The sequence below is a fragment of the Actinokineospora terrae genome, from assembly GCF_900111175.1.
In the GTDB taxonomy this organism is placed as follows: Bacteria; Actinomycetota; Actinomycetes; order Mycobacteriales; family Pseudonocardiaceae; genus Actinokineospora; species Actinokineospora terrae.
Window position 1 is genome coordinate 478,582 of record NZ_FOGI01000005.1, and the last position, 18,429, is coordinate 497,010.

Sequence of the window (18,429 nt, forward strand, 5' to 3'; positions counted from 1 at the left end):
TCCTGGTGCGCCATCTGAGCGGCGGGGTCCCGCAGGACCAGCGGAAGTGGCGTTGCTGGGGCGAGGACGGCACCACGTTCCACCTCGACCTGTCCGGGGCGGTGCTGATCTCGCTGACGATGTCCTATTGCGACGTGGACGGCGCCAACTTCTCCCGGTGCGAGTTCTACGGCAACACGGTGTTCGAGGGCTCACCCGCCCGGCGGGCTAGTTCCCGCGCGGGATGTGCACCGGCCCGAGCTTGAGGATCTCCCGGAACTCCTTGGCAGGCAACGGCTTCGACAGCAGCCACCCCTGGTAGGCGTCCACGCCGACCCCGCGCAGCACGTGGAACTGGGTCGCGTTCTCCACGCCCTCCGCCACGCAACTGCGCCCCATCGCCCGCGCCATGTCCACCAACGCGCGCGCGACGGCGAAGTCCGAGGCGTCCGTGGCCACCCCGGACACGAAGCGGCGGTCGATCTTGATGATCTGGGCGGGCAGTTCCTTGAGCCTGGCCAGCGACGAGTACCCGGTGCCGAAGTCGTCCACCGCGAACCGGACGCCGCGCTCGACCAGTTCCGCCATGGCCTCCCGGCTGCGCGAGGGCAGGTCGATCAGGCTCGTCTCCACCAGTTCCAGCACGACCCGGTCCCACGCGATCCCGGTCGCGGCGACGGTCGCGGACACCACGTCGACGAACTCCGGGTCGCCGGGGACCAGACCGGCCAGGTTGACCGCGATGCCGACGCCGCCGCCGAGGATGCCGCCGCACAGCTGCGGCCACTCGGCCGCCTCGATGAACGCCGCGCGCAGCACCCAGCGGTCCAGCTCGCCGAGCAGGTCGCCCTGCTCGGCCACCGGCAGGAAGTCGCCCGGGTACAGCAAACCCCGCTCGGGGTGCGGCCAGCGGACGAGGGCCTCGGCGGAGAGCACGGTGCCGTCCGGGCCGACGACCGGCTGGTAGTGCAGGACCAGCTGGTCGTTCATGATCGCCTCGCGGAGCTGGCCCTCCAGCAGCATCTGGCTGTTGGCCGAGGCGATCAGCTTGTCCGAGGCGATGGACACCCGGCCGGTGCCGCGGGCCTTGGCGGCGAACATGGCGGCGTCGGCGTAGCGCAGCAGGTCGGCGCCGCTGGTCTCCGGGCCGCTCGGCACGGCCGCGCCGATGCAGGCGGAGACCCGCAACAACTGGTCACGGACCGGCACCGCGGTGCGCAGCAGGCTGGCCACCTGGTTGGCCAGCGCCTCGACCCCGCCCGCCTCCTCCACATCGGAGCAGATGATCACGTACTCGTCGCCGGACATCCGCGCCACCGTGCAGCTGGGCGGCAGGCCGCGCTCCAACCGCCTGGCCAGCGCCGTGATCAGCTCGTCGCCGACGTCGTGGCCGAGCGAGTCGTTGACCCGCTTGAAGTTGTCCACATCGCAGAACAGCAGCGCGATCCGCTCGTAGTCGCGCCCGCCGAGCAGCTTGCCCAGCAGCTCCTTGACCGCCGCGCGGCCGGGCAGCCCGGTCAGCTCGTCGTGCGTCGCCTGGTACCGCAGGCGCTCCGCGGCCCGGCGGCGGTCGGTGACGTCGGCGAACACGACCAGCCAGAACCGCTGGCCGTCGTCGGCGACCGACACCGTGGCGTTGAGCTCGCAGTAGACCGGCTTGCCGGTGGCCGTCACCAGGACCCGCTGGCCGCTGTGGAACGACTGCGACTCCCGGCCGCGGCGGCCGTCCCGGTCATCCGGGTGGGTGAGCTGCTCGGCGGTCATCCCGCGCAGCCGCTCCAGGTCCAGGCCCAGCAGCGAGCACAGCGCGTCGTTCGCGTCGACCAGCCGCTCCGAGTCGTCGAACAGGGCGATGCCGACCGGCGTTATGGCGACCAGGTCGGTGAACCGCTTGCTGGAGCGCTGCATCCTGGTCTCGGTGGAGCGCTGCTCGGTGACGTCCTGCGCGGTGCCGATCATGATGCCGCGGTCGCTGTCGGTACCGGCCGACTCGCCGCGCACCCGGAACACCCTGCGCTTGCCGTCCGGCCGGATCACCCGGTGCTCGCACTCGACCGGGCGCCGCGTGCCCGCCAGCTCCTGCCAGCGCTGGTCGACCCAGCTGCGGTCGTCCGGGTGCACCAGCTGCAGGTAGTCCCGGTAGGTGATCTTGCTGCCCGCCTCGACGCCGAACAGCTCGTAGAGCATCGACGACCACAGGCACTCGCCGGTGACGGTGTTCCACTCCCAGGTGCCCAGCCTGGCCACCCGCTGCGCCTCGCGGAACAGCCGCCCGTCCTGGCTCAGCTGCCGCTCCAGCGCGCGGAAGCGGGTGAAGTCCTGCACGGTGCCGTGCACCCGGACCACACGCCCGCCCGACTCGAACTCCGGGCGGGCGCGGACCAGGTAGGACCGCTGGCCGGTGTCGTCGCGGACCTCGAGCTCCAGCGGCTGCGACGAGCGGCGCGCCCGCAGCGCGACCTGGAAGTCGTCGAGCACGGGCAGGTCCTCGGGGTGCACCAGGGCGAGCAGGTCGGTCAGCGTGGCGCGCGCGGGCAACCCGCACAGGCTCCGCAGCCCCTCGGACAGGTAGGCCTGACCGGTGCGCACGTCGAGCGTCCAGCTGCCCATCCGCGCGATGCGCTGGGCCTCCAGCAGCAGGGCGCGCTCCACCGCCGGGTCGTCGGCAGGCCCGGCGGCATCCGGTCTCGCCAGGTCGGGCGCGAGCACCCGACCGGCGTCGCCGTCGAACCCGCCTGGTGGCAGCGCGACCCCGGGGAGTCCGGCGCGCACGACATGCTCGGCCACGGCGCGTTCCCTCCACCCTCGAGTAGGCGGGTGGGGCACCTGCCGAGCATCCCGCCGGCTCTCAGGCTACCCCGTCGGCCAGCGCCGCCCGTGCGACAGCCGCCGCGACCTCGGGGGCGACCCTCGGGTCGAGCGCGCTGGGCACGATCCGGTCCGCCGCGAGGTCGTCGGCGGCGACCGCGGCGATGGCGTCGGCCGCGGCCAGCTTCATCGATTCGGTGATCCGCCTGGCACCGGCGTCCAGCGCGCCGCGGAAGATACCGGGGAAGGCCAGCACGTTGTTGATCTGGTTCGGGAAGTCGCTGCGGCCGGTGGCCACGATGGCGGCGTGCCGGGCGGCCACCTCCGGGTGGATCTCCGGGTCTGGGTTCGACAGCGCGAACACGATGGCGTCACCGGCCATCGTCGCCACGAGCTCCTCCGGCACGGTGCCCGCCGAGAGCCCGACGAACACGTTCGCGCCGCGCAGCGCCTCGGCCTGGCCGCCGCGCAGCCCGGAGGCGTTGGTGACCTCGGCCAGCTCGGCCTTGACCGGGTTCAGGTTGTCCCGACCGGAGTGGATGATGCCGCGCGAGTCGAGCATCGTCACCTCGCCCGCGCCCGCGGCGATGAGGATCTTCGCGCAGGCCACGCCCGCCGCGCCCGCGCCCGCGATGACGACCCGCTGGCCCGCGATGTCCTTGCCGAGCACGGTGTTCGCGCCGCGCAGCGCGGCGAGCAGGACGATGGCGGTGCCGTGCTGGTCGTCGTGCATGACCGGGCAGTCGAGCGCCTCGATCAGCCGCGCCTCCAGCTCGAAGCAGCGCGGCGCCGAGACGTCCTCCAGGTTGACCGCGCCGAACGAGGGCCGCAGCCGCACCAGGGTCTCGACGATCTCGTCGACGTCGGTGGTGTCGAGCACCAGCGGGATCGAGTCGAGCCCGCCGAAGGTCTTGAACAGCGCCGCCTTGCCCTCCATGACCGGCAGCGACGCGGCCGCGCCGATGTCGCCGAGCCCGAGCACCGCCGTGCCGTCGGAGACCACCGCGACCAGGCGCGAGGCCCAGGTGTAGCGGGCGGCGAGCGCGTTGTCCTCGGCGATCGCGCGGCTCACCCTGGCCACGCCGGGGGTGTAGGCGATCGACAGCGACCTGGGGTCGGCCAGCGGCTTGGTCACCGCGATGCCGAGCTTGCCGCCCTCGTGCGCGGCGAAGATCTCCTCGTCGGTGACCGGACTGCTGCTGGCCCGCTCGTTCAACGCGGTCATGCGTCCTCCTGGATCTCGCTCAAGTGAGTGCTCGACGCAGGGCTGGCGCGGAGCGGATGGGGTCGCGGACGCGCGCCAACGGCACAGCTGGGTGCGCTCGGTGGGGGTCCGCGGGACGTGCGGAGTCGGTGGTTCGGCTGCCTGGGTGCGGGCCCGGGCGGGCGCCCCGGGGTGTGGGACGCGCGTGCGGACGGCGCTTCGGTGGGCACAGTCTGCCAGCACCCGGACACCGGTGTCTGCGGTGGGGATCACATCCTGGCGGCATTTTCCGCAGGTCAGAGGCGGTTTTCCCAAGACGTCCGTCCGGCTTGCTAGCGGCGGCTCACGTTTTCGCTGCGTGACCAGCGGCGGCTGCGACCCCCCGGGCGGTGCGCCCTACGCTGCACCCATGCAGGCACGAGAGCTGCGCGTCCCGGACGCCTTCGAGTTCACCCCGCGCTCGTTCCCCGACTCGCGCGGCGTCTTCGTCTCCCCGTTCCAGGGCGAGGCGTTCACCAAGGCGGTCGGCCACCCGCTGACCGTCGCGCAGACCAACCACAGCCGCTCCCGCAAGGGCTCCATCCGCGGCCTGCACTTCGCCGACGTGCCGCCCGGCCAGGCGAAGTACGTGTACTGCCCGCAGGGCGCGCTGCTGGACTACGTCGTCGACATCCGGGTCGGCTCGCCGACCTTCGGCGCGTGGGACGTGGTGCGGCTGGACCCGGTGGACTTCCGCGCCGTGTACGTGCCGGAGGGCGTCGGGCACGGGTTCGTGGCGCTGGAGGACGACACGGTCATCTCGTACCTGTGCTCCACGGGGTACAACCCGTCGGCCGAGCGCGGCATCAACCCGCTCGACCCGGAGTTGGCGCTGCCGTGGGCGCCCGAGCTGGAGCCGCTGATGTCGGATAAGGACACCTCGGCGCCGACCTTGGCCGAAGCTGCGGCTGCCGGGTTGCTGCCGCAGTACTCGGACTGCGTCGCCCGGTACGAGAAGCTGCGTGCGAGCTAGAGGCGTCCCGGGCGCGGCCAGAGCCGGAACATGACGACTGCGTGAACCCTCGCCGGTCCCAGAGTGCGGGAATCGGTGGAGGCGAAGGTGTTGTCGCCCTCGACGTGCCAGCCGTGCCCGGACGGCTCCTTGGCGCGCTTGACCGAGACCTGGCCGGGCCGCTCGTCCCACGTCACCAGGACGACGTCACCCGGCTTCGGCCTTTTGCCGACCACGACGACGACGTCCCCGTGCTGGAGCGTCGGCGACATCGACGGCCCCTTGATGAGGACCCTGCGCACGGGCAGCCTGCCCAGCACCACCTGATCACCTCCCACCTGCCCCGTGATGATGCCGGGGGTAGGGTCGGTCCCGTCGGAGCATCCTGCCCATGGAGGAACAATGCGACTCCTGTCGCGCCTGCTTACCCCCCGCCTTGAGGCCACAGCCCACTGCGACCTCCCCTGCGGTGTCTACGACCCCGCCCAGGCCCGCATCGAGGCCGAGTCGGTCAAGGCGGTCCAGCAGAAGTACCAGGACAACTCGGACCCCGAGTTCCGCACCCGCGCCATCCTCATCGCCGAACAGCGCAGCGACCTGGTCAAGCACCACCTGTGGGTCCTGTGGACCGACTACTTCAAGCCCCCCCACTTCGAGAAGTACCCCGACCTGCACGACCTGTTCAACCGCGCCACCAAGGCCGCCGGTGCGAGCGGCACCAAGGGCTCCATGGACCCGGCCACCGGCCAGGCCCTGCTCGACCTGATCGCCGAGATCGACAAGATCTTCTGGGAGACCAAGAAGGCCTGACGCCCCTCCGCGTCCGACGGCGCCGACCAGCACCCGCTGGTCGGCGCCGTTTGTCGTTATTCAGGCCCACCCGCCGCGCAGGCGGCGCGGCCTTTGGTCTGGGTCACGGGTAGAGAGGGCAGGCTGAACGCCTTCGCGAAAGCCGCCCTAGATCGCGCCGCAGAGAGAAGTTTGCACATCCTTGAGAAGCTGAAGCTAAAATTGCCGAGACAAACTCGACAAGCGTTCGACACTCGCCAGCCTTTCGTGGCGAATTCGATAAGTGCAAGAATGGATCCACGGCTGCGTATGAAGCTCTTCAGGTCGTAATCGGAACCGAACTTGGCTTGAGCGAGTAATTGCCGCACTCGCCGATGGACCGTCATGAAACTATCGAGAGGCCACTCTCCTGGTGATCGCCCATGGAGGCGCGCAAGCCCAGGCAAGCGTGGAGTTGTCTATCGCACTTTAGGTGTCGGCACGTACTATATGTGCGACCTCGATGATGGGAGGCGCCATGTGGGCGTTGGTGGTGCGGTTCGAGCTGCGGGACGAGCAGGCTGTGCGGGGGTTTGATGCGTTGGTGGCGGAGACGTTGCCGCAGATCATCGCTACTGAGCCGGGGACGTTGGTGTACGCGGTGCACGAGGTGGCGGACGCGCCGTTGTCGCGGGTGTTCTACGAGGTGTATGCGGACAGGGCGGCGTTCGAGGTGCATGAGGAGCAGGTGCACACCAAGCGGTTCCTGGCTGAGCGGGCGCAGTACCTGGCGGACTTCCGGGTGGAGTTCCTGACGTCGTTGACTGGCAAGGGGGTGTGATGTCGTCTCCTGGTGACGAGAAGGCACTAGGTCGACGGATCGCGTTCCACCGGGGGAAGCGGGGGCTTACGCAGGGGCAGCTGGGGAAGATGCTGAGCCGGTCGGAGAGCTGGGTCAGTCAGGTTGAGCGGGGTGCTCGGCGCATCGATCGGATGTCGGTGCTGGAGGCCGTCGCGGAGGCGCTGGAGATCGAGCTTGCCGAGTTGGCGCCGGAGGCGAACGTGGTGGCGGCGACCACCAGGCCCCGGGCGGCCACGTCGTTGAGCTTGGCGTTGTGTTCGAGCGACGCTCTCCACGCGGTGTTGTCCGATGTGTCGCCGGTGGACGTCGAGCGGTTGGGGCGTAGCGCGGACCAGGCGTGGGAGTACGCGCACGGGTCGCAGTACGAGAACCTGAGTGAGCTGCTGGGGACGTTGATCCCCGAGTTGGAGTACGCCACCCGCAAGACAGCGGGCTCGGACCGGCGCCGGATGTGCGTCGCCAAGGCGAAGGCGTACCAGGCAGCCGCGGGTGTCCTGTCGAAACTCGGGGAGGTCGGCGCGGCCTGGGTGGCGGTCGACCGGGCCATCTCGGCGGCAGAGGATGCTGATGAGCCGTTGTTGATGGCGGCGGGCGCGTTCCGCCTGGCGATCGTGTTCCAGGGTGCTCGCAAGCTCGACCTGGCCAAGCGCGCGGCGATGACCGCGATCAACGCCCTGTCCCGCCTGGTCGCGTCCGGTGAGGACGAAGCGCTCGCCTTGACCGGTGCGCTCTACCTCCAGCTCGCGGTGGCGTCCGCTCGCGGCAACGAGGGCGATGAGGCTTACGGCTACCTCGACCAGGCGGCAGCGCTGGCTCGCACGCTGGAGATCGACCGCAACGACTACAACACCGAGTTTGGCCCGACCAACGTGCTGCTCCACGAGGTCAACATCGCCGTGGAACTCGGCGACGCTGGCCGAGCGTTGCGGGTGGCTGGCAAGGCCGACACGTCCAACCTCTCTCCCGAGCGCCAAGCCCGCCTGCTGATCGACGTCGCGCGGGCTCACAACCAGCGGCGTTCACCCGATCTGGTGGCTTCCGTCCTCCGCGAGGCATTGCGGGTCGCGCCGGAGCAGGTCCAGAACCATCCGTCCGCCCGCGAGGTCCTGGCAGACGCCTTGCGCGCTGATCCTGCCAACCCTGGCCTGGCCGAACTCTCCGGAACGATCAGCCCGACCATCTGACCCGCACATTTTGTACGCTACCCGCACTCATAGTGTTGACTCGCACGCGGAGTGTGGGTAGCTTGGCGTTGGCAAGGGGACAACCAGCGACAACAGCGAAGTCGAGATGGCGATGCCGAAGGGGTTGGTGCAGCGGTGGGAGGCGGTCTACGCCCGGTACGGCTGGACTGGGCCGGAGGGTGTGGCGGAGGCGTCCGAGGATGTGGGGGCGTTGTGGCGGGAGATGGCCGCCGTGCTCGGGTGCCCGTGGTGGTTGGTCGCCGGGCTGGTGACGGCGGCGGAGGCGTTTGACGCGCAGGGGCGGGAGTGGTCGGTGTGGGCGGCTGCTCAGACGGGGTTCTTCGATGATCAGTCGCGGCGGTTGTCGGGCGTACTTCTCGTCAGGGCGGATGTGTTCTCGCCGCTGTCGGGCAGGTGAGTCGGGGGTTGGAGCGCGGGGGGCCTGTGGGGTGGGCTGGTGTGGCGAGGGTGATCACTGATCGGCTGGTGGTGTTGGGGTGGCGGCAGTGGGAGTTGGTGGAGCGGGCGAAGGTGTCGCAGGCGATCATTCGGGAGTTGCAGTACGACACCAACCAGCGTCGCCGTAATCCCCGCACGCTTGAGGCGCTCTCGGTCGCCTTGGGGCTGCACCCGTCGCATCTGGAGGATGTCTCGATGGGGCTTGACCCCAAGCCTGCCCAGCTGCCGGGGGATCCGCCACGGACTTCTTCGTGATGTGGGCGGAAGTGCAAGCGCGCTTGACCAGTCTTGTCGAGGACCTGCATCGGAAAGTCGACGAACTTCGTCGTTGATTCGCAATGGTTGTGGGGCACAGAAGCGGGTCACGTGGTGTGCCCCCAAGTGGCCGCCTCTGTGCCTGTCGGCTCGCGAAGGAGCAGACGTGGAAATCGTAGATGTTGAGGCCAGTGCCATGTCTATGTCGTTTCCGTTGCCGCATCGGGTGGTGATCAGTGATGAGCAAGTAGCGACCGTCGTTCGTTTTCAGACCACATAACGCATAGAGAGCAGGCAATATGACCGCCACGCTAGACACCACTGTCACTGTCTCTTGGGGACAGATCGATCACGCCGCCACGGCTGTACGTCAGCACATGGACAGGCACACCCGCTTGAGGGTGGGCAGCCTGGGCGTTCACGCAAGCGGTCAGGGGCAAGGCCGGGTCGAGGTGTTCGTTCCTGCGCCCGATCAGCCGTTGGCATGCGCCAGTCTGTTGGCCTGGTTGGACACCCTCGACCACGCGACGCTGGTGTTGCGCTACTGCGACGACGACCCACAGGCCCGCGCCTATGCCTACCTGTCTGACGGCACGCCGATCACTGTCATCGCGCCGCTGGACCAAACACGGTTGTACGGCGTCGAATCGGACAAGACCGGCGAATGGGTGTTGCACTGGCTCCGGCTGCAAGCGGTGGACGCGGCAGCCTGAGTGCGCGGGCTATTCGGCGGCAGCCAGGGCGGTGCGGATTCGGTGCAGGGGGAGGTCGATCAGGCGTTCGTCCAGGTCTTCGGCGGGGGCGAGGGTGGTTACCTGGTCGCGGGCTTCGCGTTTGGTGAGGGTGCCGCCGGAAGCGGCGATGAGGGCTTCGCGCCAGATGTTGGCGAGTTTGCCGTGGGTTCGGGAGAGGAGGGTGCGGCGGATGGAGTCCTCGGGGACGGGGGTGGCGAGGACCACGGCGTGGCGGCCTGCGGCGAGGCTGCGGTGGTAGGTGAGGGTGTACTTGCCGCGGAGCAGGGCGCTGAGGGCTTCTTGGCCGCGTTGGTCGGCGACAGACGGGTGGTTGTTGGCCACCAGGGCGCCGACTGTCTCCAAGGGGCCTGCCAGCAGGACTCGGGCCAGCCAGGAGCCGGGGTCGGCGGTCAGGTCGTAGGCGACGGGGCCGTTGGCGCGGACGGGGTCGGTCCACGACGGCACCGTGGGGGCTACGCCGGTGAGGCGGGTCAGTTCGGCGAGGGCCGCGGGGGGTGTGCCGCCTGCCTCGATGGACTGCGGGCCGTGGGTGTAGATGCCCGACACCAGTTCGCGGACGGCTGACTCGGCCAGCCGGGACGAGCGGGAAGTCTGTTGCAGGACATAGAGATCGCTGGCGCTGCCGACCGCCTGGGCGCCGTGGTAGCGGTTGAAGGCGGGCAGCACGGCCTCGAACACCAGCCCGAGCCGCTGGATCTCCTGCTGCACCTTCAACCCCAGCGCGGGCGTCCGGTCGCTGTACCCGTACGCCACGATCGCGCGCCCGTCCGGGTCGCGCAGCGACTCGATCGCCCGCGCCAGGAACAGCCGCATGCCCTCCGGGGTGTACGGCGGGTCGGTGAACACCAGGTCGGCCGTGCCCACGGTGGACGGGGGCAGCCCGAACCGGAAGTCGGCGTAGCGGCACTGGATGTCCAGACCACGCGCGGCGGCGGTCCGGTCCACGTACTCCAGCAGCCGCTCGTCGACGTCCACCACGGTCGCCGACAGCTCCGGCCGCAGGGTGCACACCGCGAGCGCGGTCAGGTCGTGGTCGCCGACGCAGAGCAGCCGGGCGCCCGCGAGGTCATAGGTCTGGTCCAACCAGCGGGCCCGGCGCAGCATGGTCGCGGCGTCGGCCTGGACGTGGTCGAGGGCGCGGGACGGGGTCGGGACGCCAGTGAGATACACCTCGTACGCGGCCGCGAGCTCGGCGTCCGGGATGTCCGGTCGCGGCGCCGCCAGCGCGCGGTAGCCGTCCACCCCGGACCGGGCGACGCGCCACGAGTCGGCCTCGTTCTCGGCGTCCTCGCCGAGTGCGGCGAGCAGTTCCTGGACGCTGCGGCGGGGCACGGCGGTGGTCCTGACCAGGTCGTCCAGGCTGTGCCAGCCCTCGGTGAGCAGGCCGAGCACGGCGCGCAGGGGGCGGGCGTGCACGCCCCTGGCTGCGAGGTAACTGGTCACGGAGTCGGCCACAAGCCGATTAGCGTAGGAGAGCGCCCCCGGCCACCCGGACCCGGCCGTACGTTCGACGCCACATCGTGGAACGGCCTGCCTGCGTCAGCCGTTCGGGTTAAGGTCGTTCGACCTGCGGCCACTAGGGGGCCGTGCCGACCCAAGGGGTCCGAGTGATCGAGTTCCAGTCCGTGACCAAGCGCTACGCGGATGGCACGGTGGCGGTGGACAGCCTCGACCTCACCATCGACGCAGGCAGGATCACCGTGCTGGTGGGACCGTCCGGCTGCGGCAAGACGACCTCGCTGCGGATGATCAACCGGATGGTGGAGGCGACCTCCGGGACCATCCTGGTCAACGGCGAGGACATCCGCGCCCAGCGCCCGGCAACGTTGCGCCGCGGCATCGGCTACGTCATCCAGAACGCCGGTCTGTTCCCGCACCGCACCGTCATCGACAACATTGCGACCGTCCCGGTGCTGCTCGGCACCAAGAAGGCCGCCGCCCGCCGCCGCGCCGAGGAGTTGCTCGACACCGTCGGCCTGCCGCGCGAGCTGGGCAAGCGGTACCCGGCGCAGCTCTCCGGCGGCCAGCAGCAGCGCGTCGGCGTGGCCCGCGCGCTCGCCGCCGACCCGCCGGTCCTGCTGATGGACGAGCCGTTCAGCGCGGTCGACCCGGTGGTGCGCGACGACCTGCAGGAGGAGTTGCTGCGCCTGCAGTCGGAGCTGGGCAAGACGATCGTGTTCGTCACCCACGACATCGACGAGGCGATCAAGCTCGGCGACAAGGTCGCGGTCCTGCGCGTCGGCGGCGAACTCGCCCAGTACGACACACCGGCGACGTTGCTGGCCAAGCCGGTCGACGACTTCGTCGCTTCCTTCGTCGGCCGTGACCGCGGTTACCGGGCGCTGGGCTTCCTGTCCGCGCACGGCGCCGAGGTCGTGCCGCTCTCGACCATCCCACTGGGCAGCCCGGTCGACGAGGCCCGCGCCGCGCTCACCGGCGGGTGGGGTGTTGTGGTGGACGAGAACCAGGCGCCGCTCGGCTGGGTGTCCACTTCATCACTGTCCACAGTGGAAGGCGAGTTGCGCTCGGCCGACCTCGTCGCGGGTGGTTCCCTCTACGTCGCCGACTCGCCCAAGTCCGGTTCCCTGCGCACCGCCCTCGACGCCGCGCTGAGCTCCCCGTCCGGGGTCGGCATCGCGGTCGACTCGGGCGGTGCGGTGACCGGCGGGGTCACCGCGGAGTCGGTGCTCAAGGCGCTCGACGAGGCCCGCCGGTCCGGTGAGGTGCCCTCGTGAACTGGGTCATCGACCACATCCCGGAACTGCTGTCCGCTGCCGTCGACCACCTCCAACTCGCGCTGCTCCCGGTCGTCGTCGGCCTGGTGCTGTCGCTGCCGCTGGGCTGGGTCGCCAACCGCTGGACCGTGGCGCGCGCGATCCTGGTCCCGGTGTCCGGCCTGCTCTACACGATCCCGTCGCTGGCGCTGTTCGTGATGATGCCGCTGCTGCTGGGGACCAAGATCCTGGACCCGATCAACGTGCAGGCCGCGCTGACGATCTACACCGTCGCACTGCTGGTCCGCTCCATTGCCGACGCGCTCGCCGCGGTGCCCGACTCGGTCGTCCAAGCCGCATCGGCGATGGGATACCGCACCGTCGGCCGGTTCTTCGCCGTCGAGCTGCCGCTGGCGATCCCGGTGCTGGTGGCCGGGGTCCGGGTCGCGGCGGTGTCGAACATCAGCCTGGTCGCGGTCGGGCAGATCATCGGCGTCGGCGGGCTCGGCTACTTCCTGCTGCACGGCGCCCAGTCCAGCCCGCCGAACTACCAGGAGATCATCGCGGGCATCGCGCTGATCGTGCTGCTCGCCCTCGTCGTCGACGGGCTGCTGGCGCTGGCCGGTCGGGCGCTGACCCCGTGGACCCGCCAGCAACGCGGCCCGGTCGGCCGAGGTCGGTCGGTGGTGTCGCGATGAGCGTCTTCGACCAGGTCGGCGACTGGCTGACCAACCCCGACCACTGGAAGACCACCCTGGGCATCGCGGGCATCCCGCAGCGCCTCGGCGAGCACCTCCAGTACACCGGGCTCGCCGTGCTGATCGCCGCCGTGATCGCCATCCCGCTCGGCGCCTACATCGGCCACACCGGGCGCGGCGGCACCGTCGTGGTCGGCGTGGTGAACTCGTTCCGCGCGTTGCCGGAGCTGGGTCTGCTGATCCTGCTCGTGCTCGCCATGGGACTCACGTTGGCGTTGGAAGCCGTCACGATCGCACTGGTGCTGCTCGCGGTGCCGGTGTTGCTGGCGGGCACCTACTCGGGTGTGCGCAACGTCGACCGGGCCGCGGTGGACGCCGCCCGCGGCATGGGCATGAGCGAGTGGGAGATCCTGCTCAAGGTCGAGCTGCCCAACGCGCTGCCGCTGATCCTCGGCGCCGTGCGCTCGGCCACCCTCCAGGTGATCGCGACCGCCAGCATCGCCGCGGCGGTGTCCCTCGGCGGGCTCGGCCGGTTCGTCATCGACGGCAACGCGCTGCGCGAGTACGACCAGATGGCGGCGGGCGCGGTGCTCATCGCCGGGCTCGCGATCGTCGTCGAACTGCTGCTCACCGGCCTGCAGTGGCTGGTCGTGTCACCCGGTCTGCGCAAGAAGACCAGCAGGCGCACCCGCGCCCGCACCGCAATCCCCACCTCCCGATGACAGGAGTCCCTGGAATGAAGCGCGTACTCGCCGCAGTGGCGACCGCGGTGGCGGCCACGCTCACCCTGACGGCGTGCGGGGGCTCGTCCGACCCGCTGGCCAACCAGTCCACCGCCGCGGGCGGCACCTCGGCCGCCCCGGCCCCGGCAGGCACCCTGGTGATCGGCTCGGCGAACTTCCCGGAGAGCACGCTGCTGGCCGAGATCTACGCGGGCGTGCTGGAGGCCAAGGGCGTCAAGGTCACCAAGAAGCTCGGCATCGGCAGCCGCGAGGCGTACTACCCCGGTCTGCAGGACGGCTCGATCGACCTGATCCCGGAGTACACCGGCACCCTGCTGACCCACATCGACAAGACCGCCAAGCAGACCAGCGCCGACGACGTCTACACCGCGCTGCAGAAGGCGCTGCCGGAGAAGCTGACCGTGCTGGACAAGTCCTCCGCCGAGGACAAGGACGCGGTGGTGGTCACCAAGGACACCGCGACCAAGCTCAACCTCAAGTCCATCGAGGACCTGGTCAAGTCCGGCTCGGTGACCTTCGGCGGCCCGCCGGAGTTCCAGAAGCGCGCCGACGGCCTGCCCGGCCTCAAGGAGACCTACAACCTCGAGGTCAAGGAGTACAAGTCGCTCGACGCGGGCGGCCCGCTGACCGTCGACGCCCTCAAGTCCGGCGCGGTGCAGGCCGCCGACCTGTTCACCACCGACCCGGCGATCACCGCCAACGACTTCGTGGTGCTCGACGACCCGAAGAACAACTTCGCCGCCCAGAACGTCGTCCCGCTGGTCACCAAGAGCAAGGCCGACGACACCGTCAAGCAGGCCCTCAACGCGGTCTCGGCCAAGCTGACCACCGAGGTCCTCATCGAGCTCAACGCCAAGCTCAGCGCCCCGGACAAGCCGGACGCCGCCAAGGTCGCCAAGGACTGGCTCACCTCGGTCGGCCTGCTCTAACCGCTCCGCCTTCTACCGGCCCGTCCGCTCACGCGGGCGGGCCGGTGTGTGTTCCACCCGAGCCTTCCCGGACCGGCGATATCTGGTCGACTGGTGGCCTGGGGTTCGGGTCGAGCGCTGGGGCGTGTGCGGTGGAGGCGTTGCGGGTGCGGGACTTCCGGCTGCTGTGGTGCGGCCGGTCGGTGAGCCTGCTCGGGTCGTGGTTGCTGGTGGTGGCGGTCCCGGCGCAGGTGTTCGCGGTGACCGGGTCGTTGGTGGCGGCCGGGTTCGCGCCGGCGGTGGAGTTCCTGCCGCAGGTGCTGCTGGGGCCGTTCGCCGGGGTGGTGGCCGACCGGTGGGACCGGCGGTGGGTGATGATCGCCGCCGACGTGCTGCGCGCGTTGTTCGCCGTCGCCGGGTTCGACCTGCTGGTGTGGGTGGACTTCGGCACGTACCTGGTGTCGGCGGTCGCCATTGTCCGCACCGCGCCACGTGTGCTGCCCGCGGTGCGACGGCCGCGGGTGTTGGCGGAACTCCGCGCGGGCCTGGCCTTTGTCGCCGGTAACCGCACTGTTCGGTCGCTGCTGGTGGTTTCGGCGCTATTCCTCGGCGCGAACGCGTGCCTCGCGGCGATCGTGGTCCCATTCGGCATGACCGTGCTGGGCGGCGCGGCTCAGACCGGCGTGCTGATGTCCGCCCTCGGGATCGGTTTCCTCGGCGGCGGCGCGTTGCAGGCGGTACTGGTCGACCGGGTGCCTTTCCTGCTCGCGATAGCGCTCGTGGTCACCGGCGGTGGATTCGCGCTCCTGTTCTCGGCGAGTGGATTGGGGCTCGCGGTGGTCGCGGCCGCTTCCTTGGCTCATCCGATCGGGTTGGTGTCCGTAGCGATCCAGCGGGGTGATCGTTAACTTGGTTTGCCTGAGCAGATGCACGTGCAACCGCACCAGGCGGCCCGCCCGCGGTACCGCGGACGGTCGGAGCGCGCGGGCCGCCTTCCCGGACAGGAGGGGTGAGGCTGGTGATTCCAGCACCAGCCTCACCCCTCCGCCGGTCAGGGGGTGCGGCGCTTGCGGAACTGGTCGGTGAACGCGGCGGTGAACGCCACGGCCACCACGACGCCGATCGAGGGCAGGACCTCGGGGGCGACCGCCCAGTAGAGCAGCAGGATGACCGCCAGCACCGCGCACATGGTGGCCACGGTGATGGCGAAGTCCGCCCGCTCGGCCCGGCGCTGCTCGGTGGCCTCGGCCATCCGGCGCAGGAAGGCGCGGTCCTCCGGGTCGGCCGGGCAGGTGATCGGGTAAGCCCTCCCGCGCAACGACGCCACCAGGTGGCGGGTGGTGTCGTGCGGGCAGGGCTCGCTCGGCGAGTCGCGCGCGACTACTTGGACAGTGACCACTATCTGATTCTCCTTATCGGGGGAAATCTCGCCCCACGCAGCGGCGGTTATCGCCGCAGGCGCGGGCGGATCGCGATAGGCGGCTACGCACGGTATTTGTTTCGGGGCGGCGACCGCGTTATCGCGAGAGCGGGGGAAGGGGGAAACGTTCGTACGCACATACTAGCCAGTTCACCAGTTGTGGTGGTGCTAATGGCCACCGAGTTCAGCCTGTTGGGTGGAAGGCAACGGAAGACGGTACTGGGATCGGGACATTCGCGCCGATGCGCAGCGTTAATGTCACCCGAACGTGTAAGCAACCTGGCGATCGTCAGGAACGTCGACCACTGATTCGCGTGGTCAGTTCGGCGGCCGCGGCCAGGGTGGGTTCGGCCAACTCGGGCCACAGCTGCCCGCATTCGGATTCGCAGTGGTGGCGGAACGTAGTGCTGATCGCGGCCACCGGGTGTTCGGTGTGGTCGAGGACAACAGCGGCCACGGACGCGAAGCCCGGTGTCACGTAACCGTCCTCCACCGCCCAGCCGCGGCGGCGTTCCGCGGTCAGCAACCCGCGTAGAGCGGGCAGGTGGACGGGTCCGCGGCCGGTGCGGTCGACGAACGCGTCGCGGGTCGGGAAGAGGGCGCGGACCTGGGCGGGGGGCAGGTGCGCCAGCATCGCGCGGCCGGACGCGGGCAGGTGCGCGGGCAGGCGGACGCCCACATCGGTCACCACGGTGTGCGGGTGCGGTGGCTGTTCGCGCAGCAGGTAGAGCGCCTCCCTGCCGTGCAGCACGCCCAGGTGCGCGGTGTGGCCGGTGCGCTCGATCAGCCGCGACAGCACCGGGCGCGCCAGCCGTTCCAGCGGGTCGTGCCGCAGGTACGCGGAGCCCAGCTCGAACGCGCCGAGTCCCAGGGCGTAGCGCCGGTCCTCCGGCAGGTGCGTGACGAAACCGGCGTCCACCAGCTCGGCGAGCAGGTGGTACACCGTCGACCTGGGCAGCCCGAGCTCCCTGGCGACGGCGGCCGCCGCCACCGGCCCCGCCTTGCCCGCCAACAGCCGCAGCACGGCGAGACCGCGGCGGAGGGCGGGGACGTCGCTGCTGGCGCCCATGGGCACCGAGCCTACGACCAGACTCAACAGATCCGCGGCAGCGCGCGTTGACAGGGCGGAAAGGGGGCGGATGTGACTTTCGACGAGTTCCTCGCGCAGCGGCTGGACAGCCTCTTGCGCTACGCCACCACGCTTACCTGCGACCCGCACCAAGCGCAGGACATCGTGCAGGAGGTCGTGCTGCGCGCGCAGCAACGCTGGGGGCGGATCGGACGGATGGAACAACCGGGGGCCTACGTCACCAGGATGGTGACCAACGAGTTCCTGTCCTGGCGGCGTAGGCGGCAGGACATCTCGGTCGCGCCGCAGGCGATGGGGCGACTAGGGGCTACTACGGCGGATCACTCAGGCCGCGTAGATGACCGGCAGGTCTTACTCGCGGGCATTGCCCGGCTGCCGCGCAAGCAACGGGTCGCTGTAGTGCTGCGCTACTACCTGAACCGCACTGACGACCAGATCGCCGTCGAGTTGGGTTGCTCTACCGGCACCGTGCGCAGCCACGTCTCCCGTGCCGTCGCGACCTTAAGGGCCGGACTTACGAGCATCCAACGAGTAGAGGAGGTCCGATGAGGACGGACGAGTTCGAGGACCTCCTGCGTGGGGCCCTAGACCACCAGGCAGCGCAGGCCCCGAGCGGCGCGCGCGTCCTGGCCGCGTTGGCACCACGAACCCGGCGCCGCCGGTGGTGGATGCCGGTAGGAGGCGTGGTCACGGCCGGGTTGGTCGGTATCGCGATGGTGTCCGCGTCGGAGTCGTACGAGCAGGCGGCGCCGGGGACGAGCCTCCAGGTGAGCCCACCGGCCGAACTGGGGAACGTGTACTGGGAGCCCACCTGGCTGCCGTCCGGCATGGTGGAGCAGGAGCGCTCTTACGCGGTGGATGACACCTGGGTCGGGTCGATCTGGGCGAGCGGGCCGGGTACGGCAGCGCCCTGGGTGCACGTCATCAGCGTGGTACCGGGTCCTGGGCAACCGACTGGTCCGGATCCCAGCCACGAGCAGGTGCTGGTCAACGGCAGGCCCGGCGAGTGGACCGTCAGCTCCGACCCCCGACACGAGGTGCACACCCTCACCTGGTGGGCCGGGTCCCGCCGGTTCGACCTGCTCGGCTCCTCGCTCCCCGATCCCAAGCCCGTCCTGCTCCGCGTCGCCGAGTCGCTCCGTCCCCTCGCGGTCGAGCCGACCGCGGTGCCGTTCACCTTCGCCGCGGTGCCGGGTGCGCGGGTGGACTGGAGCGGCATCAGCGGTGATCGACCGGACAAGGCGGTGATGATCACCAACCTCGTGTTCGCGGACGTGGGCGTCGCCCGGATCGAGGTCCGCCCCGACCAACCCGTGCTGGAGGGGGCGCGGGTACCGGTGCGGGGTGGCACCGGCTGGTTCCGGATGGCCCCGCTCGGCCTGGACGAGCTGACCGGCCAGCTGGTAGCGGACCTCGGTGGGCGGTGGCTGGTGGTCAGCTTCCTGCCGTATGCCGCGAAAGACCCCGCTGAGCAGTTGAACCTGCTCACCACCGTGGCCAACTCGGTCACGGTAGGGCCGACTCCCGCTGCGCCCTGGCTCGGCCGGAGACCATAAGAGCCTGACTCCACATACCGCTGCGCTCGGGCGTT

Annotated in this window: 21 protein-coding genes; 15 read left to right on the top strand and 6 right to left on the bottom strand. The window is 70.2% G+C overall.

Going from position 1 to position 18,429, the window contains the following annotated elements; translation table 11 throughout:
- The first annotated feature begins 5 nt into the window (after positions 1-5).
- Positions 6-245, top strand: a complete 240-nt coding sequence (locus tag BMY07_RS13755; RefSeq protein WP_143073466.1) for a pentapeptide repeat-containing protein — start codon at positions 6-8, stop codon at positions 243-245.
- Here the strand turns inward: BMY07_RS13755 and BMY07_RS13760 are convergent.
- Positions 208-2,766, bottom strand: a complete 2,559-nt coding sequence (locus BMY07_RS13760) for a GGDEF domain-containing phosphodiesterase (protein ID WP_092778185.1) — start codon at positions 2,764-2,766, stop codon at positions 208-210. The two genes, BMY07_RS13755 and BMY07_RS13760, sit on opposite strands and share 38 nt — an antisense overlap.
- Before the next feature lie 61 nt (positions 2,767-2,827).
- Positions 2,828-4,012, bottom strand: a complete 1,185-nt coding sequence (locus tag BMY07_RS13765) for an NAD(P)-dependent malic enzyme (protein ID WP_092778187.1) — start codon at positions 4,010-4,012, stop codon at positions 2,828-2,830.
- A gap of 388 nt (positions 4,013-4,400) precedes the next feature.
- Here BMY07_RS13765 and BMY07_RS13770 point away from each other — a divergent pair, with 388 nt between their 5' ends.
- Positions 4,401-5,003, top strand: coding sequence for a dTDP-4-dehydrorhamnose 3,5-epimerase family protein (locus BMY07_RS13770; RefSeq protein ID WP_092778189.1), 603 nt, complete (start codon positions 4,401-4,403; stop codon positions 5,001-5,003).
- On the opposite strand, the gene BMY07_RS13775 is transcribed toward BMY07_RS13770, so the two are convergent.
- Entirely contained in the window at positions 5,000-5,320 is a 321-nt protein-coding gene (locus BMY07_RS13775) for a S26 family signal peptidase (RefSeq protein ID WP_245782363.1), read from the bottom strand. The two genes, BMY07_RS13770 and BMY07_RS13775, sit on opposite strands and share 4 nt — an antisense overlap.
- A 64-nt stretch (positions 5,321-5,384) precedes the next feature.
- Between BMY07_RS13775 and sodN the strand changes: the two genes are divergently transcribed.
- The 6 genes from sodN to BMY07_RS13805 all read left to right on the top strand — a co-directional run bounded on the left by sodN (position 5,385) and on the right by BMY07_RS13805 (position 9,223).
- Positions 5,385-5,792: a superoxide dismutase, Ni gene (gene sodN, locus BMY07_RS13780; protein WP_092778191.1), complete on the top strand. Its 408-nt coding sequence runs from the start codon at positions 5,385-5,387 to the stop codon at positions 5,790-5,792.
- A gap of 496 nt (positions 5,793-6,288) precedes the next feature.
- Positions 6,289-6,591 carry a putative quinol monooxygenase gene (locus BMY07_RS13785; protein WP_092778399.1) on the top strand — a complete coding sequence of 101 codons (303 nt, stop codon included), beginning with the start codon at positions 6,289-6,291 and terminating at the stop codon, positions 6,589-6,591.
- Positions 6,591-7,796: a helix-turn-helix domain-containing protein gene (locus BMY07_RS13790; protein WP_092778193.1), complete on the top strand. Its 1,206-nt coding sequence runs from the start codon at positions 6,591-6,593 to the stop codon at positions 7,794-7,796. Before BMY07_RS13785 ends, BMY07_RS13790 begins: the two co-directional genes overlap by 1 nt.
- A gap of 106 nt (positions 7,797-7,902) precedes the next feature.
- Positions 7,903-8,214, top strand: a complete 312-nt coding sequence (locus BMY07_RS13795) for a hypothetical protein (RefSeq protein ID WP_092778195.1) — start codon at positions 7,903-7,905, stop codon at positions 8,212-8,214.
- Between the two features lie 41 nt (positions 8,215-8,255).
- Complete coding sequence (locus BMY07_RS13800; RefSeq protein ID WP_092778197.1) at positions 8,256-8,510, top strand: hypothetical protein; 255 nt, start codon at positions 8,256-8,258, stop codon at positions 8,508-8,510.
- A gap of 299 nt (positions 8,511-8,809) precedes the next feature.
- Positions 8,810-9,223, top strand: coding sequence for a hypothetical protein (locus tag BMY07_RS13805; protein ID WP_143073467.1), 414 nt, complete (start codon positions 8,810-8,812; stop codon positions 9,221-9,223).
- A 9-nt stretch (positions 9,224-9,232) separates the two neighbouring features.
- Here the strand turns inward: BMY07_RS13805 and BMY07_RS13810 are convergent, their stop codons facing one another.
- Positions 9,233-10,720, bottom strand: coding sequence for a bis-aminopropyl spermidine synthase family protein (locus BMY07_RS13810; RefSeq protein WP_092778201.1), 1,488 nt, complete (start codon positions 10,718-10,720; stop codon positions 9,233-9,235).
- 152 nt (positions 10,721-10,872) lie between these two features.
- Here BMY07_RS13810 and BMY07_RS13815 point away from each other — a divergent pair, with 152 nt between their 5' ends.
- The 5 genes from BMY07_RS13815 (at position 10,873) to BMY07_RS13835 (ending at position 15,236) form a co-directional block, all read left to right on the top strand.
- On the top strand, positions 10,873-12,000 hold the full coding sequence (locus tag BMY07_RS13815; RefSeq protein WP_092778203.1) for an ABC transporter ATP-binding protein: 1,128 nt from the start codon (positions 10,873-10,875) through the stop codon (positions 11,998-12,000).
- Positions 11,997-12,677 (top strand): ABC transporter permease, encoded by a 681-nt coding sequence (locus BMY07_RS13820; RefSeq protein ID WP_092778205.1) that lies wholly within the window; start codon positions 11,997-11,999, stop codon positions 12,675-12,677. The genes BMY07_RS13815 and BMY07_RS13820 overlap by 4 nt, the downstream gene beginning before the upstream one ends.
- Positions 12,674-13,399 carry an ABC transporter permease gene (locus BMY07_RS13825; protein ID WP_092778207.1) on the top strand — a complete coding sequence of 242 codons (726 nt, stop codon included), beginning with the start codon at positions 12,674-12,676 and terminating at the stop codon, positions 13,397-13,399. The genes BMY07_RS13820 and BMY07_RS13825 overlap by 4 nt, the downstream gene beginning before the upstream one ends.
- Before the next feature lie 14 nt (positions 13,400-13,413).
- On the top strand, positions 13,414-14,349 hold the full coding sequence (locus BMY07_RS13830; RefSeq protein ID WP_092778209.1) for an ABC transporter substrate-binding protein: 936 nt from the start codon (positions 13,414-13,416) through the stop codon (positions 14,347-14,349).
- A gap of 131 nt (positions 14,350-14,480) precedes the next feature.
- A complete protein-coding gene (locus BMY07_RS13835) occupies positions 14,481-15,236 on the top strand; it encodes an MFS transporter (protein ID WP_092778211.1) in 756 nt (251 codons plus the stop codon).
- 143 nt (positions 15,237-15,379) lie between these two features.
- On the opposite strand, the gene BMY07_RS13840 is transcribed toward BMY07_RS13835, so the two are convergent.
- Together BMY07_RS13840 and BMY07_RS13845 are read right to left on the bottom strand one after the other, a co-directional pair.
- Entirely contained in the window at positions 15,380-15,727 is a 348-nt protein-coding gene (locus tag BMY07_RS13840; RefSeq protein WP_092778213.1) for a cell division protein ZapA, read from the bottom strand.
- Between the two features lie 310 nt (positions 15,728-16,037).
- Positions 16,038-16,817, bottom strand: a complete 780-nt coding sequence (locus tag BMY07_RS13845) for an IclR family transcriptional regulator (RefSeq protein ID WP_092778215.1) — start codon at positions 16,815-16,817, stop codon at positions 16,038-16,040.
- A gap of 72 nt (positions 16,818-16,889) precedes the next feature.
- Between BMY07_RS13845 and BMY07_RS13850 the strand changes: the two genes are divergently transcribed.
- Positions 16,890-17,387, top strand: coding sequence for a SigE family RNA polymerase sigma factor (locus BMY07_RS13850; RefSeq protein WP_092778217.1), 498 nt, complete (start codon positions 16,890-16,892; stop codon positions 17,385-17,387).
- Positions 17,384-18,394: a hypothetical protein gene (locus tag BMY07_RS13855; RefSeq protein WP_092778219.1), complete on the top strand. Its 1,011-nt coding sequence runs from the start codon at positions 17,384-17,386 to the stop codon at positions 18,392-18,394. Before BMY07_RS13850 ends, BMY07_RS13855 begins: the two co-directional genes overlap by 4 nt.
- Positions 18,395-18,429 lie beyond the last annotated feature (35 nt).